Source organism: Microbacterium sp. BH-3-3-3 (assembly GCF_007679045.1).
Taxonomy (GTDB): Bacteria; Actinomycetota; Actinomycetes; order Actinomycetales; family Microbacteriaceae; genus Microbacterium; species Microbacterium algihabitans.
The window spans coordinates 1650260-1668637 of the sequence record NZ_VEFS01000001.1 but is presented as its reverse complement, the minus strand read 5'-3'; the positions used below and the strand labels follow the sequence as shown (position 1 = coordinate 1668637).

Genomic DNA, 18378 nt, shown 5'->3' with positions numbered 1-18378 from the left:
GACGACAACGGCACACCCCCACCCTTCTGACACACGCACCACCCCGCACCCACGCCTCCCTGCGCGCGCTCCTCCCCACGCGCGCTCCTCCCTCCCCGCACGCCTCGCAGACGCGCCCGCATCGAACACACGCACGCGCCTCGAGCAGGCGCGACCGCATCGAACACACGCCCTCGCCTCGAGCAGGCGCACCCGCCCCCGCGCCCGGCAGGCGCGCCTGCGCTGAGCAGCGGCACCCGCGGCCTCGCGCTCTCGCTCGCCGTCCCACACGCCAACGCCCGCCCGCATTCGTGCCCGGCAGGCGCGGCAGCGCTGGTCAGCGGCGCCCCCCGCGCTCGCCTCGCCATCGCCCTCGCTCCCCCACGCCCGCACCCGCCCGCACCCGCACGCGCACGCGCACGCACCGTACGCTCGACGCATGCCTCTCGCCCTCGTCACCGGCGCCGCACGCGCGAACAGCATCGCGGCCGCGATCGTTCCGCGCCTCCGCGACGAGGGGTGGGATGTCGTCACGAGCGAGCTCGCCTCCGGCGACTACCCGTGCGACCTGGCCGATCCGGCGGCACCGACCGAGCTGATCGAGCGCATCGCCCGCGAGCGTGGCCCCCTGCACGCGCTGGTGCTGAGCCACGCCCACGACGTCGAGAGCGGCATCCTCGACACCAGCGCCGAAAGCTTCGACACCCACGTCGCCGTGAACGCCCGGGCGTCTCTGCTGCTCATCGCCGCGTTCGCGCGGCAGGTCGACGAGACGGGCGGTGCCATCGTCGCCTTCACCAGCGACCACACCACCGGCAATCTGCCGTACGGCGCGTCGAAGGGCGCGCTCGATCGCATCGTGATCTCAGCGGCTCGAGAGCTCGGGCCTCGCGGCATCTCCGCGAACGTCGTCAACCCCGGCCCCATCGACACCGGCTGGATGGACGATGAGACCCGCGACGCCCTGACGCCCCATCACGCGCTCGGTCGCATGGGAACCCCGCGCGACATCGCCGGGATCACGGCGTTCCTGCTCTCCCCTGAGGGGCGCTGGATCAGCGGTCAGCTGCTCCACACCGACGGCGGGTTCTCGGCGCGGTTCTGAGGCCCGCGCCCGCTCCCGCGCGGGGCGGCGGTGGCAACGTCGCTCCGTTCCGGGGCGCAGCCGCCCCTGCCCCAGCACGTCCGACCCCTTCGGTATCCCTCACGTTCCGGCGCACGCGATCGCGGCCGCGGCCTTCGTGCTAGCGTCGCCCGCAGTGACACGGGGTGCCCGCCAGGGCTGAGAACACACCCGTCGAACCTGATCTAGTTCGTACTAGCGAAGGGATGTCGCGAATGGTCGTTCGCACGTCGTCGTCTCCGTCCACCCCCGCAGAGGCCCTCGAGGCCGTGCGCCGAGCCGCGCCGCTCACGCAGTGCATCACGAATGCGGTGGTGACGAACTTCACCGCCAACGCACTCCTGGCTCTCGGCGCGGCTCCCGCGATGTGCGACATCCCCGGCGAGGCCGGGATGTTCGCCGGGATCGCCGGGGGCGTGCTGGTGAACCTCGGCACCCCGACTGCCGAGCAGCGCGACGCGGCACGCGAGGCCGTCGTCGCCGGCACCCCCTGGGTGCTGGATCCGGTCGCCGTCGGAGCCCTCCCCGTGCGCACGGCGCTGGCGCACGAGTTGCTCGCGGCGCGACCGGCGATCATCCGCGGCAACGCCTCCGAGATCCTCGCCCTGGCGGGAACAGGGGCGGGCGGCCGCGGAGTCGACGCGACCGACTCCCCCAGCGACGCGCGTGACGCGGCCGTCGCCCTCGCAGGACGCACCGGCGCGACGGTCGCGGTGTCGGGAGAGATCGACCTGATCGTGGATGCCGATCGCGAGACGCGGATCGTCGGGGGCAGCGCCCTGCTCACCCAGGTCACCGGAGGGGGATGCGCCCTCGGCGCGGCGATGGCCGCGTTCGCCGCCGTCACCGCACCGTTCGAGGCCGCCGTCGCTGCGAGCACCGTATGGGCGGCGGCGTCGGAACGCGCGGCCCTCTCCTCACGGGGGCCCGGTTCGTTCGCGGTGGCGTTCCTCGACGAACTCGCCACCCTCAGCCCCGACGATCTCGAGGCACGTACCGGAGGCGGTCGATGATGCCCGACCTGTCGCTGCACCTCGTCACCGACCACCGCGTGCCTTTCCCCCGTCTGCGCGACATCGTCGATGCCGCGGTCTCTGCCGGAGTCACGGTCGTGCAGTTGCGCGAGAAGATCGCGACGGGCGGAGAGCTCTTCGCCCGCACCCTCGACCTCGCCGACGTCATCGCCGGGCGCTGCGCCTTCGTCGTCGACGACCGCCTCGACGTGGTGCTCGCCGCACGCTCGCGCGGTGCGCAGGTCGACGGTGTCCACCTCGGCCAGAGCGACCTGCCCGTCGACGCCGCGCGAACCCTCCTGGGTCCCGCCGCCCTCATCGGCTGGACCGCCAACACCCCCGCGCACCTCTCGGTGGCACATGCCCTGCCCGCGCGGACCGTCGACTACCTCGGCGTCGGCGTGATCCGCGCCACGCAGACCAAGCCCGACCATCCCACTCCGCTCGGCATCGGGGGATTCGCCGAGATCGCGGCATCCACCCCTCTTCCCTGCGTCGCGATCGGCGGCATCGGCGAGGGCGACGTCGCGGCGCTGCGCGGGGCCGGAGCGGCGGGTGTGGCCGTCGTATCGGCCGTGTGCGCAGCAGACGACCCGGGATCGGTCGTCCGCGCCCTGCGCGCCGCGTGGGCGGCCGACGCATGAGCGTGCGTGTGCTGAGCATCGCCGGCACAGACCCGACCGGCGGTGCCGGCGTGCAGGCCGACCTCAAGTCGATCGCCGCGTTCGGCGGATACGGCATGGCCGTGGTCACCGCTCTGGTCGCCCAGAACACCCGCGGCGTGCGTGCGGTGCACGTTCCTCCGACGGAGTTCCTCGAATCGCAATTGCGAGCGGCGAGCGACGACGTCGAGATCGACGCCGTGAAGATCGGCATGCTCGGCTCGGCTCCGATCGTCGCGGTCGTCGATGCCTGGCTCGCGCAGGTCCGACCGCCCCTCGTCGTTCTCGACCCCGTGATGGTGGCCACCAGCGGCGACCGCCTGCTCGACACCGACGCCGAAGACGCCGTTCGGTCGCTCTGCCGTCGGGCCGATCTCGTCACCCCGAACCTCGCCGAATTGGCCGTGCTCGTGGGCGAGCCCCGCGCGACGACGTGGGACGCCGCCGTCGCTCAGGCCCGATCGTTGGCGGCGAGCGCGCAGACCCGCGTGCTGCTGAAGGGCGGCCATCTCACGGGGGCCGAGAGTCCGGATGCCATCGTCGACGCGACCGGCGTGCACGAGGTCGCAGGGGTCCGCGTCGCCACCCGCCACACGCACGGCACCGGGTGCTCACTGTCGTCGGCGATGGCCACTCTCGCCGCGTCCGGCCTGTCGTGGCCGGACGCGCTGACCCGCGCGAAGCGCTGGCTCACGGGTGCGCTCGAGAACGCCGAGCACCTGCATGTCGGACGCGGCAACGGCCCCATCGACCATCTGCACGAGCTGCGTCCGCACATCGACCTCGACGTGTCGTTCAGCGCCGAGCGGTGGCGGGCGACGGCAGATGTGCGCACCGCTGTCGACGCGTGCGGATTCGTGCGCGGCCTGGCATCCGGATCCCTCGACCGAGACGCCTTCGCCTGGTACCTGGGTCAGGACCTTCTGTACCTGCGCGAGTACTCCCGCGTGCTGGCCCGGGCGGCGGCCCTCGCTCCCACCGTCGACGAACAGCGTTTCTGGGCGACCGCGTCGGTGTCCTGCCTCGACGAGGAGGCGGCACTGCATCAGGCGCATGTCGATCCGCGAGGACCGTCACCCGCGGCGTCGACCCTCGCGTACACCGATCACCTGCACACGGCCTCGACCACGGGCTCCTACGCCGTGCTGGTCGCCGCGATCCTGCCGTGCTTCGCGCTGTACACCGACATCGGGGCGCGCTGGCGCAGCACCTTCGACGCCGATCACGCCTACGCCGATTGGCTCACCGCATACGGCGACGAGGAGTTCGCGGCCTCATCGGCGCGCGCGTCGACGCTCGTGGATGCCGCCGCACGGTGCGCCTCGCCGGCCGAGCGGGCGGCGATGGCCACGGCCTACGACCGCTCGATGGCGCTCGAAAGGGACTTCTTCGAGGCCCCGCTCTCGCGCGGGAGATGACGGAATCGGCATCCGCCCCCTCCCGCGCCGAGCGTGGTGCTCAGCCGCTCTTGCGTCGGAACTCGCGCTTGGTGACGGCTGCGTGCGTGCCCTGCACGGCCGAGTGGCCGTCGAGGTGCGCCTGACCCGACTGCTGGGCGCCGTTCTTCTTCGCGAGCGCCTCTTTGAACTTTCGCTTCATCTCGTCGGATGCCGAGGCACCCGAGGTCTCGTCGGTACTCATGCCCCCACCCTAGGCATGCCCACGGCGTCGGCGCACCGCCGGGGCCGGGTCGCGACGCTCAGACGTGCCGCACGCGCTGCTGCAGCCGGGTGCGGATGTCGAACAGCTCCGTGCCGCCGACCTCCCGCGCTCCGGTGATGCCGCGGCGCAACAGGGTCGTCAGGGCGCTGCGGGTGACCAGGGCGACGGGGGTGCCGCGCACCTTGCCCAGGTCGGTGACTGCGTCGAGCACGTCGTCGTCGGGCAGCACGATCATCGCCCCGCTGAACCGCACGCCGGCCGACCGGGCGATCACGCGTGCACGAGAGACGAGCTGGGTCACGGGCGAGCCGAACACGTTCGGACCGGTGATCTCGCCGCGACGCACGCCGACCGGGCCGCCGAAGTCCTCGCTCAGCATCGCGTAGAGGCCGCTCGGACCGAGCACGAGGTGGTCGAGCTTCTGCTCGGGATCGCGCCCGTCGCGATCCGCGAACACGTCGTGCCACACGGTGTAGCCCATGCCGAGCTCCGAGACGAGCCGCGCGGTCTCTTCCTCGGCGAGCGCATCGGCCAGGATGTGCCGGATCTCGGGGGGAGCCGAGCGCACGAGCGCGGGATCATACGGATCCGCGATGTCGACCCCGCGGCCCACCCATTCGCGGATCAGATCGAGGTAGCGCTCTCGTCGCCAGCCACCGGGCTGCCCGTGCGACCGCGCGCGCGGGCGGGTGTCGGCGGGGCGCGAGGGGGCGGATGCCGAGGAGCCGGCGCCCCATTCGGTCGCACCCGACCCTGAGCTCGATCCGCGTCCCCGGTCGTACGCATCGCGCGCCTCGGGGGTGCCGATGAGCTCCCAGGCGCGCTGCACCTGCACGAAGAGGGCGGCGTCTCCCCCGGTGTCGGGGTGGGTTTCGCGCAGACGCACCCGGTAGGCGCGGCGCAGTCCTTCGTCGTCGACGTCGGCGGCCACGCGGAGCACCTCGTATGCCGAAAGCGACATGGGGCTGTCGAACACTGGCGTCATCCGTCCTGCCGCACGGGCGCGGCATCCTTCAGGCTATCCCGCCGAGTCTGAGGGAGCCCCGACCGCCCGCCGAGAAGATGGAGTGCGCGACCCATCGCGCCGCCGCTCGCGCCGTCGCCGCCGCAGCCGTCGCGCGTACGCCGCCGCGTCGCGGCTCGACAGGGCGAGCAGCACGAGGATGTCGAGGCTCAGCGTGAGCAGGGTCGTGCGCACGGTGATGTCTTGCCCGAACTCCCACCAGCCGATGAACGACCCGATGATCGACAGCGTCGAGATGACCATGACGACGACGCGCGCGACGTTTCCACCCGCCAGCACGAACGAGCCGAAGACCACCTGCACCAACGCGACGAAGCCGAGCACGCCGAGGAACACCCCGGGCGTCGTGTCGAAGTCGGCGAGGGTGAGGGGGCTCGAGCCGTCGGACGCGTCTCCGGATGCCGCGGCCACCGCCTGCAGCCACGGCGGCAGTTCGAACGCGACGCCGAGCGCCCACAGCATGCCCGCGGCGGCACGCAGGAACACCAGCACCGCCCCGGCGACGGTGGCCGCGGGCCGGTGCATGTCGGAAGCACCCGTGACGGCCGGGGCGAGCGGCTCGAACGCGGCGCGCTTGTGCGGGGCCCGCCGGGCGCTCACGTGCCCGCCTCCGCCGCCGCGACGTCGACCGCCGAGACGCCGACCGCCGAAACATCGACGATCGGCAGATCCCCGTCGGTCGTGATGCTGTCGCCGCCGCCGTTGCGCGAGTGATAGCCGGTCGAGAAGTCGCGGATCACGTCGACCGTCACCCCCGGCACCGCGCGGACCGAGCCGACGATGTGGTCGCGCTCGATGTCGGTGTCGGCGTCGATGCGGTGGGTCACCTGCAGGGTGAACAACGACAGACCGACCGCACGGTCGAAGGTGCCGGCCGCGAGCCAGTCGACCCGACGCCCGCCCGGCAGCAGCCACCCGTCGGGGCACTTCCACAGCCGCACGTGATGGCGCTGGGCCGGCGACCCGGCGACCTCCTGCTGGTAGGCGAGATCCTGCATCCGCCCGAACAGGAACAACGGACTCACCGGAGCCCGCGGGTAACTGCGCCGACGAAGCGTCGACGTGATGATGCGCCACGACGAGCGCAGGCTGACGGGGTCGGCGGCGATCCACCCGGCGGCGGCCATCACCGCCTCGATCGCCTCCCGCTCGCCCTGGAACGCGAGGTTGACGGGATCGCCGAGCAGCCCGTCGGAGGTGCGGGTGCGCCCCATGAAGTAGTCGGGCACGTACACCGCGGTCAGGATGCGATGCAGCCGCGGCAGGACGAGATACGCCAGCAGCACCCAGAAGGCGATCACCATCGCGATCCCCGCCCAGCCGAGCGAGAACGACGCGGTGAAGCTCAGGTAGGCGAGCCAGATGGCGGCGAGGCCGGCGAAGACGAAGAAGAACCCGTCGAGGGCCCGACCGATCGACCAGCGTCGCCGCGCGGTCATGACCGCCCCGGCCTCACCACAGCTCCGGCTCCGGCTGGTACGCGAACGCCTCGGCGACGCGGTCGGCGGGAAGGTCCTCGTGCCGCGCAGGCGACCACGACGGCGAGCGGTCCTTGTCGACCACCTGCGCGCGGATGCCCTCGACGAGATCGGGCTGCGTGAACGCGAACCACAGCACGAGGCCGTACTCCTGAGCGAGCGCCGCGCGCAGCGACGGCAGGGCACGGGCCCGGCGCACCGCCTCGAGCGTGACGGCGAGGGCCGTGGGAGCCGAGGCCGCCAGCAGCTCGGCCGTCTCGTGCGCCTCGGTCTCGGGGCGGGCGCGCAGCCGCTCCACGATTCCCGCGACGTCGTCGGCGGCGAAGGCGTCGTCGATCCACTCGCGCGCGGTCTCGAAGCGCGACGGCTCGGGCGTCTCGTCGAACAGCAGCACGAGTTCGGTGGGGCTCGAGGGGTCGGCGCGATTCTCGAGCGCCTCGTACAGCGCCTCGAGGTGCGCGGTCGGGACCATGTGGTCGGCGAAGCCGGCGTAGAGGGCGTCGGAGGCATCCATCGTCCCCCCGGTGAGGGCGAGGTATTCGCCGAGTCGGCCGGGAGCCCGGGCCAGCAGCCACGATCCGCCTACGTCGGGGGTGAACCCGATGCGCGTCTCGGGCATGGCCAGTCGTGAACGCTCGGTCACGATGCGGATCGCCGCGTGACCGGCGAGACCGATGCCCCCGCCCATGCAGACGCCGTCGGCGATGGCGACCAAGGGCTTGGCCGACGTGGCGATGCGGTGGTCGAGCGCGTACTCCTCGCGGAAGAACGCGTGCACCTCGTCGACCCGGCCGCCCACGACCATCTCGTGCAGCGCCCGCACGTCGCCGCCGGCACAGAAGCCCCGGTCACCGGCACCATCGAGCAGGATCACGTCGACGTCGGTGTCGCGCTCCCAGCGGTCCAGCGTCACGTTCAGCGCGCGGATCATGTCGAGATCGAGGGCGTTGATCGCGCGCGGCCGGTTGAGCGTGAGGTGACCGAGGCCGCCACGACCCCCCACGAGGACGCTGTCGTCGTCGGTTCGCTGTGCGTGCACGATGCCACGTTACACAGACCGATCTCGGCGGTCCCGACCCCCGATGACGGTTTTTCCGCCTCCGATCGGGGAAGATGGTCTGAACACCCGCGGAATGAAAGGTGCCGTATGCCCGACGGACAGGTCCTGGAGCTCGCCGGGCTCACCAAACGGTTCGGCGCGGTCTCGGCGGTCGACGACCTCACCGCGCGCATCGAGCCCGGCCAGGTCACCGGCTTCCTCGGCCCCAACGGCGCCGGCAAGACCACCTCGCTGCGCATGCTGCTCGGTCTCGTGCGCCCGACCTCGGGCACCGCGACCATCGGCGGCAAGCGCTACGTCGACCTCGAGAACCCCCTGCAGAGCGTGGGCGCGGCCCTCGAGGCCTCGAGCTTCCACCCCGGCCGTTCCGCCGCCAAGCACCTCACCGCCTACGCGCAGGCCGCCGGGCTCCCCCGCGCCCGCGTCGACGAGGTGCTGGGTCTGGTCGGACTCGCCGACGTCGCCGGGCGCCGCGTCGGCGGCTTCTCGCTCGGCATGCGTCAGCGCCTCGGGCTGGCGACCGCCCTCCTGGGCGACCCGGGCGTGCTCGTGCTCGACGAGCCCTCGAACGGACTCGACCCCGAGGGCATCCGCTGGATGCGCTCGCTGCTGCGCCACCTCGCCGAAGAGGGGCGCACGGTCCTGATCTCGTCGCACCTGCTCGCCGAGGTGCAGCAGACCGTCGACGCGCTGCTGATCATCTCGCGCGGCCGCCTGGTCTTCCAGGGCGGCATCGAAGACCTCGCCGACCCCGACGAGTTCTCGACCGTCGTCGACTCGACCGACCGCCCCGCGCTCTCGCGCGTGCTCGACGAACAGGGCATCGAGTACCAGCTGCTGCGCAACGGCTTCACGATCCGCCACCACGACCCCATCGGAATCGGCGCGCTGGCGGCGTCGAACGGCGTCGCCCTGTCGAACCTGCAGAGCAAGGGTGCGAGCCTCGAAGACATCTTCCTCGAGCTGGTCAGCGGGGTGCGCGTGCACGCGAGTGCCGGCGCACCGACCTCGCAGGACGAGGTTCCGGATGCCGCGACCCCGAACGACCCGTCGGCCGTCACGGAGCCGCCCGTCGCGCAGCCCGTGGTCGCCGAGTCCGCGGCATCCACCCCCTCGGACGACCCCGACGACGCCGACGACCCCCGTCCCTCCACCGCCCTCGTCGCCGTGATGGCCCCGCCGCGCGCGACGACCCGCGTGGCATCCGCGCCCGCTGCCGAGAGCCCCCGGCGCTCGTACGCGGTCGCCTCGACCGGCGTGATCGACATCGTCCCGCGACCCGACGCTCCGGCGCACGAGAACGAGGAGGGGCAGCGATGACGCTCCTGGCATCCACCCGCTCCGAGTACACGAAGCAGTTCTCCACCGCCGGATGGTGGGTGCTCGCGATCGTGCTCGTCGCGTACGTGGCCTTCACGGCGGGTGTGCTCGCCTTCGTCTTCGGCGGCGTCGCATCGGGACAGCTCGGCGGCGCGACCGGCCCGGCCCTCGCCGCCGCGGCCGTCCCGCGCCTCGTCTACAGCTCGGCGACCGCCGTGGGCTACGTCTTCCCCCTTCTCGTCGGCACGCTCATGGTGACCACCGAGTTCCGCCACAAGACGCTCACCCCCACGTTCCTGGCCACCCCTCGGCGCGGCGTCGTGCTCGGCGGCAAGTTCGCCGTGGGCATCGTCGTGGGCCTGCTCTACGGCATCCTGGGCGTCATCGCCTCGGTCGGCGCGGGCGCCGTCGTGCTGGGGATCTTCGGCATCGACACGCAGCTCGGCTCGTCCGACACCTGGGTGCTCGTGGGCCGCATGATCCTGGCGTTCATGCTGTGGGCCCTCGTGGGCATCGGGGTGGGCACGGTCGTGCGCAACCAGGTCGCCGCGATCGTGATCGTGCTGGCCGTGACGCTGTTCATCGAGCCGATCGTCCGCACCGTCGGCGGTGTCGTCGAGGGGTTCGGCGACATCGTCAAGTGGTTCCCGAGCGCGGCGAGCGACGCGTTGGTCGGCGAGACGATCTTCGCCACGATGTCGGCCGCCGGAACCGCGACGCTCGAGTGGTGGGTCGGCGGGCTCGCCCTGCTCGGCTACGCCGTGCTGTTCCTCGTGATCGGGCTCTTCACCACCTGGCGCCGCGACATCGACTGAACCCCGCAGGCTCGCGCCGGTCGAACGTCCGGCCGCGCCGCGCACCCGCATTTGGCAGGCCCGCCGGGGTCGGCGACAATCGAGCGTGCTCGATGGACCGGTGATCGCCGAGTGGCTCCCCGTTTCGGTCGGAGCCCTCGTGCTGCTGCTGGTCGCCGCCGGCGTCGCCGGCTGGGTAGACGCGGTCGTCGGCGGGGGCGGGCTCATCCAGCTCCCCGCACTGGTGATCGCGGTCCCCAAAGACGTTGCGACGCCCTTCATCCTCGGCACGAACAAGCTGTCGTCGTTCTTCGGCACCCTCTCGGCGAGCTGGGTGTACCTGCGCAAGATCAGGGTGCAGCTGGTGCTTCTCGCGCCCCTCGTGATCGGCGCCTTCGCCGGATCGACGGTGGGCGCGGCCCTCTCGCGCTACGTCCCGCGCGAGGTGCTGACACCGATCGTGCTCGTCGCCGTCGTCGCCGTGGGCCTCTACACGCTGTTCAAGCCGAAGATGGGCCTGCACCACGAACCACGCCACACGGCGGCGCGCGCCATCGCCTGGCGCGCCGCGGCCATCGGACTCGCGGTCGGGTTCTACGACGGCATCCTGGGCCCCGGCACCGGGTCGTTCTTCGTCATCCTCATCGTCGGCGTGCTCGGCTACGGCTTCCTGCAGGCGAGCGTCAACGCCAAGATCGCCAACCTCACCACGAACCTCGCCGCCCTCGCGGTGTACGGGGTGCACGGCGAGGTCATCCTCGTGCTGGGCCTCGCGATGGCCGTGCTCAACGTCACGGGCGGCTTCATCGGCGCCCACATGGCCACGCGTCGCGGCAGCGGCTTCGTGCGCATCGTGTTCCTGGTGACGCTGTCGCTGCTCATCGTCAAGCTCGCGTGGGACACGATCGCGCAGTTCACGTCGTAGCTTCCGGCCGGAGCCGGACGGAGGTCAGGCGACGATGTCGGCGACGTCTTCGGGCTCGGATGCCACGTCGAGACGCAGCGCCTTCAGCAGCGCCACGCCGTGCTTGGTGGTGAGTACCAGACGCTCGAATTCGTCGTGACCGACGAGGTCGACGACCACGCTGGGCTTGCGCCCGCGGATGATGACGAAGTCGTTGCCCCCGGCCGACTTCCACGTGCCCGCGCCCACGGCGACCGGCAGGTTGATCCCGGGGTTCGGCACGCCGCGGATCCACGTCCACGCGTCGTCGGTCAGCTGCACGCGGTCGATGCTCTCACGGGGCACGACGATGTTGCTCTTGCGGAAGGAGAGCGCTCGCTCGGTCGCCGACAGCACGACCTCGAGCTGCGTCGAATCGAGCAGCAGGGTCACCATGCATCCATCCTGCCAGCGGTGAGCGCGCCCCATCGGCGTGGCACCTCACAGGAGCACAACGATCACCCGCCCGCACCCCGCGACCCCGATGTCGGAGGTGCGGGATAGCCTTGACCAATGAGCACGGGCAGCGTTGCGCCGCGAGTCGCACCGGCCCGAGGCGCGTCGATCGACGATCTTCTGGCGGCGATCTCCACGGGGTATCGCCCCGATGTCGACGAGACCGAGGCGCTCCTCCACGCCCCGCTCCCCGCGCTCTTCCGCGTGGCCTCGGCACTGCGCGACGAGGGGCTCGAGAACGCCGGTCGTCCCCGCGTCATCACCTACTCGCGCAAGGTGTTCGTGCCGCTCACGACCCTCTGCCGCGACCGCTGCCACTACTGCGTCTTCGTCGACACCCCCGGCCAGCTCAACCTGCTGCGCAAGCCCGCGTACATGAGCCCCGAGCAGGTGCTCACCGTCGTGCGCCAGGGGCAGGCGATGGGCTGCAAAGAAGCACTGCTGACCCTCGGCGACCGCCCCGAAGAGCGCTGGCCCGAAGCCCGCGCGTGGCTCGACGAGCACGGCTTCGCCTCGACCATCGACTACGTCGCGCACATCGCCCGACTCATCACCGCCGAGACGGGCATGCTCGTGCACGCCAACCCCGGCGTCATGCACCCCGATGAGCTCGCCGCCCTGCGACCCGTCTCCCCGTCGATGGGCATGATGCTCGAGACCACCTCGCGCCGCCTGTTCGAAGAGCCCGGCCAGGTGCACTTCGGCTCGCCCGACAAAGACCCCGCACTGCGGCTAAAGGTCATCGACGACGCCGGGGCCGCCGGCATCCCGTTCACCACGGGCATCCTCGTCGGCATCGGCGAAACGGTGCGCGACCGCGCCGAGTCGCTGGTCGCCCTGCGCGAGAGCGACGACCGGCACGGGCACGTGCAAGAGGTCATCGTGCAGAACTTCCGCGCGAAGCCCCGCACGGCGATGCAGGGCGCTCCGGATGCCGACATGCACGACTATCTGGCAGCCGTCGCCGTCGCGCGACTCGTGTTCGGCGCCGACATGCGCATCCAGGTGCCGCCGAACCTCTCCGACCCGCGCGAACTGGGGCTGCTGATCGAAGCGGGGATCGACGACTGGGGCGGGGTGTCACCCCTGACCGCCGACCACGTCAACCCCGAGCGCCCGTGGCCGCAGATCGACGACCTCGCCGCGCAGACCGCGGCGCAGAGATACGTCCTTCTCGAGCGCCTGACCGCGCACCCCGAGTACGTGGGCGACGCCGATCGCTGGATCGACCCGGCCCTGCACGCTCCGCTTCGCGCCCTGGCGGATGCCACGGGACTCGCGGCCGATGTGAAGCCCGCGGCCGCACCGGCTGCCGCGGGGGCGCCGGGCGCGAGTGTCGTCGACCCCGGCGTGAAGCGCCTGGCCGAGCGGGCGGCATCCGCCCCTCTCGACCTCGGCGACGACGACTGGGCCAGGCTGCTTCGCGCCACCGGCGCCGAGCTCGACGAGCTCACCGCCGCCGCCGACGACGCGCGCCGGTACACCGTCGGCGAGCCCATCACCCTCGTGCAGAACCGCAACCTCACCTCGAGCGGGTTCCGTCGCGCCGGCCGCACCGGCGCGGGAGAGTTCGACCTCGACGATGCCGCCGAGATCGCACGGGATGCCGCCGACCTCGGTGCGACCGAGATCTGCATCCAGGGGGCGCTCCGACCCGACGAAGACGCCTCGGGCTATCTCGACCTCGTGCGGGCGGTGAAGCGCGGGGCTCCCGGCATCCACGTGCACGCGTACCGACCGCTCGACGTGCGCGACCTCGCCGACCGCGGCGGGCTCGGGCTCGACGGCGCGCTCGCAGCCATGCGCGAGGCCGGCGTCGACACCGTCCCCGGCACGGGTGTGAAGATCCTCAGCGAGCGCGTGCGCGCCCTCGTCGCCCCGGGCGACCTCGAGATCGAGCGCTGGGTCGAGGGTATCACCGCCGCCCACCGCGCCGGTTTCCGCTCGACCTCGGTGCTGTTCTACGGGCACGTCGAGACCGCCGAGGAGCGCATCGCGCACCTGCGCCGCCTGCGCGAGATCCAGGCCGAGACCCACGGCTTCGCGGAGTTCGTGCCGATCCCCCTGCCGGGTGGAGACGTCGCCCTCGTCGAGGGTCGCAGCCCCCTCGACGAGCATCGCGCGATGGTCGCCGTGTCGCGCCTCGCGCTGTCGGGGAGCATCTCCCACGTGCAGATCCCGTGGACCCGCGTCGGCCGCGAGGCCGCGGCCGTGCTGCTGCGCTCCGGCGGGGACGACCTCGGCGGCACCCTTTCCGACGGTCGCGTGCGGCCCGACACCGGCATCGAGCAGGGCCTCGAGCTGCCGGTCGCGGCAGCCGAACGCATCGCGCGGAGCCTCATGCGTCCCTTCCGCCTGCGGACCACCGACTACCAGGTCGCCCCCCGACCGGGCGACGGACATCCCGCATGAGGATCATCGACACGGTCGTGGTCGGGGCCGGGTTCGCGGGCCTCGCGATGGCCGGTGCCCTGCGACGAGCGGGCCGCGACGACGTGATCGTGCTCGAGCGCGCGACCGACGTCGGCGGCACCTGGCGCGACAACACCTACCCCGGCGTGGCGTGCGACGTGCCCGCGCACCTGTACAGCCTCGCCGCGCACCCCAACGCGGGTTGGTCGCGCACCTTCGCGCCGGGTGGCGAGATCCAGGCCTACCTGCGCGACGTCGCCGCCCGCGAAGGGCTCGGCGACAAGCTGCGACTGCGCACGCCGATGCTCGGCGCCGCGTGGGACGCCGAGACGTCGGTCTGGCGCATCGACACCGGCAGCGAAGAGCTTCTCGCCCGCTCGCTCGTGCTCGCGTGCGGGCGCCTCACCGAGCCGTTCGTCCCCACGATCCCCGGGCTCGAGTCGTTCGCGGGGCCGCTGTTCCACTCCGCGCGGTACGACCACGACGTCGACCTCACGGGCAAGAGGGTCGCCGTCGTCGGCACCGGGGCCAGCGCCGTGCAGCTCGTGCCCGAGCTCGCGCGTCGCGCCGCGCACGTCACGCTCTTCCAGCGCACCCCCGCGTGGATCGTCCCCCGCGGCGGGGGCGACATCCCCCTCGCCGAGCGCGAACGCCTCGCCGACAACCCCGGCGCCCTGGCCTGCCTGCGGGCCGAGCTCTACGCCGAGGGCGAGCAGCGTTTCGCCTCGCGGTCGGGTGACGCCGTGGCATCCGCCGCCGCTCGCGACGCCGCCCTCGCGCACCTGCGCGCGCAGGTCGCCGACCCTGCGCTGCGCGCCGCGCTCACCCCCGACTACGCCTTCGGCTGCAAGCGCGTGCTGCTCTCCGACGCGTTCTACCCGGCGGTGGCGTCGGATGCCGTGACCCTCGAACCCACGGAGCTCGCCTCCGTCGAGGGCTCGACGCTGACCGCCGCGAGCGGCGAGCGATACGAGGCCGACGTGCTCGTGCTCGCGACGGGGTTCGCCTCGGCCGAGCAGCCGTACGCCGACCTCGTGCGCGGCGACGACGAGACCCTCGCCGAGCACTGGGCCGAGGGGATGACCTCGTTCGGCTCGACCGTCGTCTCCGGGTTCCCCAACCTGTTCGTGCTCAACGGCCCCAATGCGAGCCTCGGCCACAACTCCGCCGTGCTCATGGCCGAAGAGCAGGCCGCCTACGTGGTGCGCGCCCTCTCCGAACGCGATCGCCGCCCCGAGCGGGTGCTGCGCGTACGCCCCGAGGCCGAAGCGGCCTACACCGCGGAGATCGATGCCGCCGCGGCATCCACTCCCTGGATGACCGGCGGATGCCGCAACTGGTACGTCGACGCCCGCTCGGGCCGGCTCACCCTGCTGTGGCCGGGCACCGTGCAGTCGTTCCGGGAGCGCCTCACCGGCGCCGACGGGTCGGAGTTCGAACCCGCGCACACCCCCGTGCGCAGCTGACCACCTCGCGCACGCCCGTGCGCGCGTCACGCAGAAGGAGACTCATGAGCGTTCCCCTGAGATTCGGCTACAAGGCCTCGAGCGAGCAGTTCGGGCCCAACGAGCTGCTCGAATTCGGCGTGCTGGCCGAGGAGGTCGGCTTCGACTCCGTCTTCCTCTCCGACCACCTGCAGCCGTGGATGCACGACGGCGGTCACGCCCCCAACGCTCTGCCCTGGCTCGGCGCCCTGGGCGCGCGCACCGAGCGCGTCATCATCGGCACGAGCGTTCTCACCCCGACCTTCCGCTACCACCCCGGCGTCATCGCGCAGGTGTTCGCGACCCTCGGCGTGATGTACCCCGGCCGCGTCGTGCTGGGCGTCGGCACCGGCGAGGCGCTCAACGAGGTGACCCTGGGTCTCGAGTGGCCCGAGCCGCCCGAGCGCTTCCAGCGCCTCAAAGAGGCCATCACGATCATCAACGAGCTGTGGGCCGGCGAGCGCGTCACCTACGAGGGCACGTACTACTCGGTCAAGGACGCCACGATCTACGATCGCCCCGAGCAGAAGGTGCCGATCTACATCGGCGCCTCGGGACCCGCGGCCACGCGTCTGGCCGGCCGCATCGCCGAGGGTTACATCACCACGAGCGGCAAAGACCCCGAGCTCTACACCGAGAAGCTGCTGCCCGCCCTCGACGACGGCCTGTCGAAGGCCGGCCGGTCGCGCGACGACGTCGACACCCTCATGGAGGTGAAGGTGTCATACCACCCCGACCACGACACCGCGATGGAGAAGACCCGCTTCTGGGCCCCCCTCGCGCTCACCGCCGAAGAGAAGATGAGCGTGCACGACCCGATCGAGATGCAGCGCCTCGCGAACGAGCTGCCGATCGAGCGCGCGGCCTCGCGCTTCATCGTCTCGACCGACCCCGACGAGCACGTCGAGCGCATCGCGCGGTACGTCGACCTCGGCTTCCGCCACCTCGTGTTCCACGACCCCGGGCACGACCAGAAGGAGTTCCTGCACATGTACGGCGAGGAGATCCTGCCCCGCCTGCGCAAGCGGTTCGCGTGAGGCGCCGGGGTGGCGCGGGGCTGCACATTTCGCGGCACCCCGCCACCCCCGCACGCGAATGTCGGACGGTCGGCACACAATGGAGCCGATGAGCATTCCTGACACCTCCGGCTGGACGATCGTCGTGCCGGTGAAGCCCGCCGCGGTCGGCAAGACCCGACTCACCGACGTCGGCACCGACCGCGAGACCCTCGCGCGCGCCATCGCGCTCGACACCATCGTCGCCGCGGCCGCCGCCGATCTGGTGTCGCGCGTCATCGTCGTGACCGACGATGAGGGCGTCCGCTCCGAGTTCCGCCGCTCGCGCACCGTCGCCGTGGTGCCCGAGGGCGACACCCGCGGTCTCGACGCCGCCATCGCCCTCGGCGCCGAGGCGGCCGGGGTCGGCGTCCCGCGGGCCGCGCTACTCGGCGACGTCCCCGCCCTGCGCCCCGCTGATCTCGACGCCGCGCTCGAGCTCGCGGCATCCGTCGAACGGGGTTTGGTGACGGATGCCGAGGGCACGGGCTCTACGCTCGTCACCGCCCGCGCCGGGGCGGTGTGGGTCTCGGCCTTCGGCCCCGATTCCGCCGCCCGTCACCGGCTACTCGGCTGCACCGATCTGGCCGTGGAGCGCGACTCGACGCTGCACCGCGACGTCGATACGGCGGCCCAGCTGTCCGAGGCCGTGGCGCTCGGCGTGGGTCCGCGGACGTCGGCGGTGCTGTCTGCGGCTGCGGCCTGACCGGGCCGGAGCCTCAGGCCCCGAGCGCTGCCTCCGCGATCGCGGCCGAGGTCGCCTCGTCGCGCATCCACAGCGGGGTGACGACGGCGCGGATCCCCGCGGCCTCCACCTCTGGTGCCCCCGCCGCGTCCTCCTCAGCCAGCAGCCACGCGTCGAGCACGCCGTCCGCCGACCGCGCGCCGTAGTGCCGGGCGACGGCCGCGGCGGAGGTCTCGACCCCGATCGCGGTCAGGCAGACGTCGGCCATGCCGCGCACGACCCGCCCGCCGATGATCGGCGAGACGCCGACCACTTTCGCCGACGTCTGCCGCACGGCATCCCGGATCCCTGAAACCGCCAGGATCGGACCGATCGATACGACGGGGTTCGACGGTGCGATCAGGACGACATCGGCCGCCGCAATGGCCTCGGCGACGCCCGGCGCGGGCACGGCATCCGCGATCCCGGGGTTCTCGAAGGCACGGGGGGTGAGCTTCGCGCGGTGGCGCGTCCACCACTCCTGGAAGTGCAGGCGCCCGCCGTCGTCGAGCAGCACGTGGGTGTCGACCTCGCTGTCGGTCATGGGGAGCATCCGGATGCCGAGCGGCCACCGCTGCGCCATGCGCGCGAGCACCTCGGTCGGGGTGAGTCCGTCGCGCAGCCACCCCGTGCGCGCCAGGTGCGTGCCGAGGTCGAGATCGCCGAGCGTGAACCACGGCCAGCCCGCGCCCCACGCCTGGAGTTCTTCGTTGACGCGCTCGGTGTCACCGGCCCGACCCCAGCCGCGCTCCGTGTCGTTGACGCCGGCCAGGGCGTACGTGATCGAATCGACGTCGGGCTGCAGACGCACACCAGACAGCCACAGGTCGTCGCCCGTGTTGACGACGACGGTGGCCTCGGGGGCGTTCAGCCGGCGGAGGGCCGCGCGGACGCCGAGGGTGAACTTCGACCCCCCGACTCCACCGGCGAGGACGACGACACGGGGCTGGGGAGGAAGCATTGGTTCAGTCTTCCAGCCGCACGGAGGGCGATCGACCGGAACCGGTGTCGCTCAGCTCGACCGGGCATCGACCGCGGCACCGCCACGCAGCGGCTGCCACGTCGCGCGACGCCGACGCGGGGCCATCGGCGTCGGCCACCACGCCGCGAGCCGCGACAACAGCGGCGAGAGGACGGACGGTGCGGGAGGTGCGGGAAGCATGGTTCCAGCCTCGCCGCACGGCATCCG

Annotated in this window: 18 protein-coding genes and 1 riboswitch; of the genes, 11 read left to right on the top strand and 7 right to left on the bottom strand. The window is 72.3% G+C overall.

What is annotated here, in order from left to right; all coding sequences use genetic code 11:
* The first annotated feature begins 418 nt into the window (after nt 1–418).
* From FS769_RS07830 to thiD, 4 genes are all read left to right on the top strand, one after another.
* A complete protein-coding gene (locus FS769_RS07830) occupies nt 419–1084 on the top strand; it encodes an SDR family oxidoreductase (RefSeq protein WP_144831666.1) in 666 nt (221 codons plus the stop codon).
* A gap of 150 nt (nt 1085–1234) precedes the next feature.
* Nucleotides 1235–1326, top strand: a riboswitch (TPP riboswitch).
* Nucleotides 1318–2115: a hydroxyethylthiazole kinase gene (thiM, locus tag FS769_RS07825; protein WP_144831662.1), complete on the top strand. Its 798-nt coding sequence runs from the start codon at nt 1318–1320 to the stop codon at nt 2113–2115. It overlaps the preceding riboswitch by 9 nt.
* Nucleotides 2115–2759: a thiamine phosphate synthase gene (gene thiE, locus FS769_RS07820; RefSeq protein WP_144831660.1), complete on the top strand. Its 645-nt coding sequence runs from the start codon at nt 2115–2117 to the stop codon at nt 2757–2759. Before thiM ends, thiE begins: the two co-directional genes overlap by 1 nt.
* Entirely contained in the window at nt 2756–4195 is a 1440-nt protein-coding gene (gene thiD, locus FS769_RS07815; protein ID WP_144831657.1) for a bifunctional hydroxymethylpyrimidine kinase/phosphomethylpyrimidine kinase, read from the top strand. Before thiE ends, thiD begins: the two co-directional genes overlap by 4 nt.
* A 40-nt stretch (nt 4196–4235) precedes the next feature.
* Here the strand turns inward: thiD and FS769_RS07810 are convergent, their stop codons facing one another.
* Genes FS769_RS07810 through FS769_RS07790 form a run of 5 tightly spaced genes read right to left on the bottom strand, consistent with a single transcriptional unit; the run spans nt 4236 to nt 7980 of the window.
* Nucleotides 4236–4418, bottom strand: coding sequence for a DUF5302 domain-containing protein (locus FS769_RS07810; protein ID WP_144831654.1), 183 nt, complete (start codon nt 4416–4418; stop codon nt 4236–4238).
* Nucleotides 4419–4476: 58 nt separating this feature from the next.
* On the bottom strand, nt 4477–5415 hold the full coding sequence (locus FS769_RS07805) for a DnaJ domain-containing protein (RefSeq protein ID WP_144831651.1): 939 nt from the start codon (nt 5413–5415) through the stop codon (nt 4477–4479).
* Between the two features lie 42 nt (nt 5416–5457).
* Nucleotides 5458–6063 carry a hypothetical protein gene (locus FS769_RS07800; protein ID WP_144831648.1) on the bottom strand — a complete coding sequence of 202 codons (606 nt, stop codon included), beginning with the start codon at nt 6061–6063 and terminating at the stop codon, nt 5458–5460.
* The gene (locus FS769_RS07795) at nt 6060–6902 is read right to left on the bottom strand and encodes an LssY C-terminal domain-containing protein (RefSeq protein ID WP_144831644.1); all 843 of its coding nucleotides are present in this window, start codon (nt 6900–6902) and stop codon (nt 6060–6062) included. The genes FS769_RS07800 and FS769_RS07795 overlap by 4 nt, the downstream gene beginning before the upstream one ends.
* A 13-nt stretch (nt 6903–6915) precedes the next feature.
* Nucleotides 6916–7980 (bottom strand): enoyl-CoA hydratase/isomerase family protein, encoded by a 1065-nt coding sequence (locus FS769_RS07790; RefSeq protein ID WP_144831641.1) that lies wholly within the window; start codon nt 7978–7980, stop codon nt 6916–6918.
* 108 nt (nt 7981–8088) lie between these two features.
* On the opposite strand from FS769_RS07790, the gene FS769_RS07785 reads away from it, so the two are divergent.
* From FS769_RS07785 to FS769_RS07775, 3 genes are all read left to right on the top strand, one after another.
* Nucleotides 8089–9321, top strand: coding sequence for an ABC transporter ATP-binding protein (locus FS769_RS07785; protein WP_144831638.1), 1233 nt, complete (start codon nt 8089–8091; stop codon nt 9319–9321).
* Nucleotides 9318–10136 (top strand): ABC transporter permease, encoded by an 819-nt coding sequence (locus tag FS769_RS07780; protein WP_144831636.1) that lies wholly within the window; start codon nt 9318–9320, stop codon nt 10134–10136. Before FS769_RS07785 ends, FS769_RS07780 begins: the two co-directional genes overlap by 4 nt.
* 85 nt (nt 10137–10221) lie before the next feature.
* Entirely contained in the window at nt 10222–11040 is an 819-nt protein-coding gene (locus FS769_RS07775; protein ID WP_144831633.1) for a TSUP family transporter, read from the top strand.
* Nucleotides 11041–11064: 24 nt separating this feature from the next.
* On the opposite strand, the gene FS769_RS07770 is transcribed toward FS769_RS07775, so the two are convergent.
* Nucleotides 11065–11454, bottom strand: a complete 390-nt coding sequence (locus tag FS769_RS07770; RefSeq protein ID WP_144831630.1) for a hypothetical protein — start codon at nt 11452–11454, stop codon at nt 11065–11067.
* A gap of 117 nt (nt 11455–11571) precedes the next feature.
* On the opposite strand from FS769_RS07770, the gene cofG reads away from it, so the two are divergent.
* The 4 genes from cofG (at nt 11572) to cofC (ending at nt 17171) form a co-directional block, all read left to right on the top strand.
* Nucleotides 11572–13926 (top strand): 7,8-didemethyl-8-hydroxy-5-deazariboflavin synthase CofG, encoded by a 2355-nt coding sequence (gene cofG / locus FS769_RS07765; protein ID WP_144831627.1) that lies wholly within the window; start codon nt 11572–11574, stop codon nt 13924–13926.
* Nucleotides 13923–15392, top strand: coding sequence for an NAD(P)/FAD-dependent oxidoreductase (locus FS769_RS07760; RefSeq protein ID WP_144831624.1), 1470 nt, complete (start codon nt 13923–13925; stop codon nt 15390–15392). The genes cofG and FS769_RS07760 overlap by 4 nt, the downstream gene beginning before the upstream one ends.
* A gap of 44 nt (nt 15393–15436) precedes the next feature.
* Nucleotides 15437–16447, top strand: coding sequence for a glucose-6-phosphate dehydrogenase (coenzyme-F420) (gene fgd / locus FS769_RS07755; RefSeq protein ID WP_144831622.1), 1011 nt, complete (start codon nt 15437–15439; stop codon nt 16445–16447).
* An 88-nt stretch (nt 16448–16535) separates the two neighbouring features.
* The gene (gene cofC / locus FS769_RS07750; protein WP_144831619.1) at nt 16536–17171 is read left to right on the top strand and encodes a 2-phospho-L-lactate guanylyltransferase; all 636 of its coding nucleotides are present in this window, start codon (nt 16536–16538) and stop codon (nt 17169–17171) included.
* Between the two features lie 13 nt (nt 17172–17184).
* On the opposite strand, the gene cofD is transcribed toward cofC, so the two are convergent.
* A complete protein-coding gene (cofD, locus tag FS769_RS07745) occupies nt 17185–18150 on the bottom strand; it encodes a 2-phospho-L-lactate transferase (protein WP_144831616.1) in 966 nt (321 codons plus the stop codon).
* Nucleotides 18151–18378: the final 228 nt, after the last annotated feature.

What these genes read in the sequence shown, in the direction of transcription:
- FS769_RS07830 (WP_144831666.1), top strand. Translation starts at nt 419, where the DNA reads ATGCCTCTCGCCCTCGTCACCGGCGCCGCACGCGCGAACAGCATCGCG.
- thiM (WP_144831662.1), top strand. Translation starts at nt 1,318, where the DNA reads ATGGTCGTTCGCACGTCGTCGTCTCCGTCCACCCCCGCAGAGGCCCTC.
- thiE (WP_144831660.1), top strand. Translation starts at nt 2,115, where the DNA reads ATGCCCGACCTGTCGCTGCACCTCGTCACCGACCACCGCGTGCCTTTC.
- thiD (WP_144831657.1), top strand. Translation starts at nt 2,756, where the DNA reads ATGAGCGTGCGTGTGCTGAGCATCGCCGGCACAGACCCGACCGGCGGT.
- FS769_RS07810 (WP_144831654.1), bottom strand. Translation starts at nt 4,418, where the DNA reads ATGAGTACCGACGAGACCTCGGGTGCCTCGGCATCCGACGAGATGAAG.
- FS769_RS07795 (WP_144831644.1), bottom strand. Translation starts at nt 6,902, where the DNA reads ATGACCGCGCGGCGACGCTGGTCGATCGGTCGGGCCCTCGACGGGTTC.
- FS769_RS07785 (WP_144831638.1), top strand. Translation starts at nt 8,089, where the DNA reads ATGCCCGACGGACAGGTCCTGGAGCTCGCCGGGCTCACCAAACGGTTC.
- FS769_RS07780 (WP_144831636.1), top strand. Translation starts at nt 9,318, where the DNA reads ATGACGCTCCTGGCATCCACCCGCTCCGAGTACACGAAGCAGTTCTCC.
- FS769_RS07770 (WP_144831630.1), bottom strand. Translation starts at nt 11,454, where the DNA reads ATGGTGACCCTGCTGCTCGATTCGACGCAGCTCGAGGTCGTGCTGTCG.
- cofG (WP_144831627.1), top strand. Translation starts at nt 11,572, where the DNA reads ATGAGCACGGGCAGCGTTGCGCCGCGAGTCGCACCGGCCCGAGGCGCG.
- FS769_RS07760 (WP_144831624.1), top strand. Translation starts at nt 13,923, where the DNA reads ATGAGGATCATCGACACGGTCGTGGTCGGGGCCGGGTTCGCGGGCCTC.
- fgd (WP_144831622.1), top strand. Translation starts at nt 15,437, where the DNA reads ATGAGCGTTCCCCTGAGATTCGGCTACAAGGCCTCGAGCGAGCAGTTC.
- cofC (WP_144831619.1), top strand. Translation starts at nt 16,536, where the DNA reads ATGAGCATTCCTGACACCTCCGGCTGGACGATCGTCGTGCCGGTGAAG.
- cofD (WP_144831616.1), bottom strand. Translation starts at nt 18,150, where the DNA reads ATGCTTCCTCCCCAGCCCCGTGTCGTCGTCCTCGCCGGTGGAGTCGGG.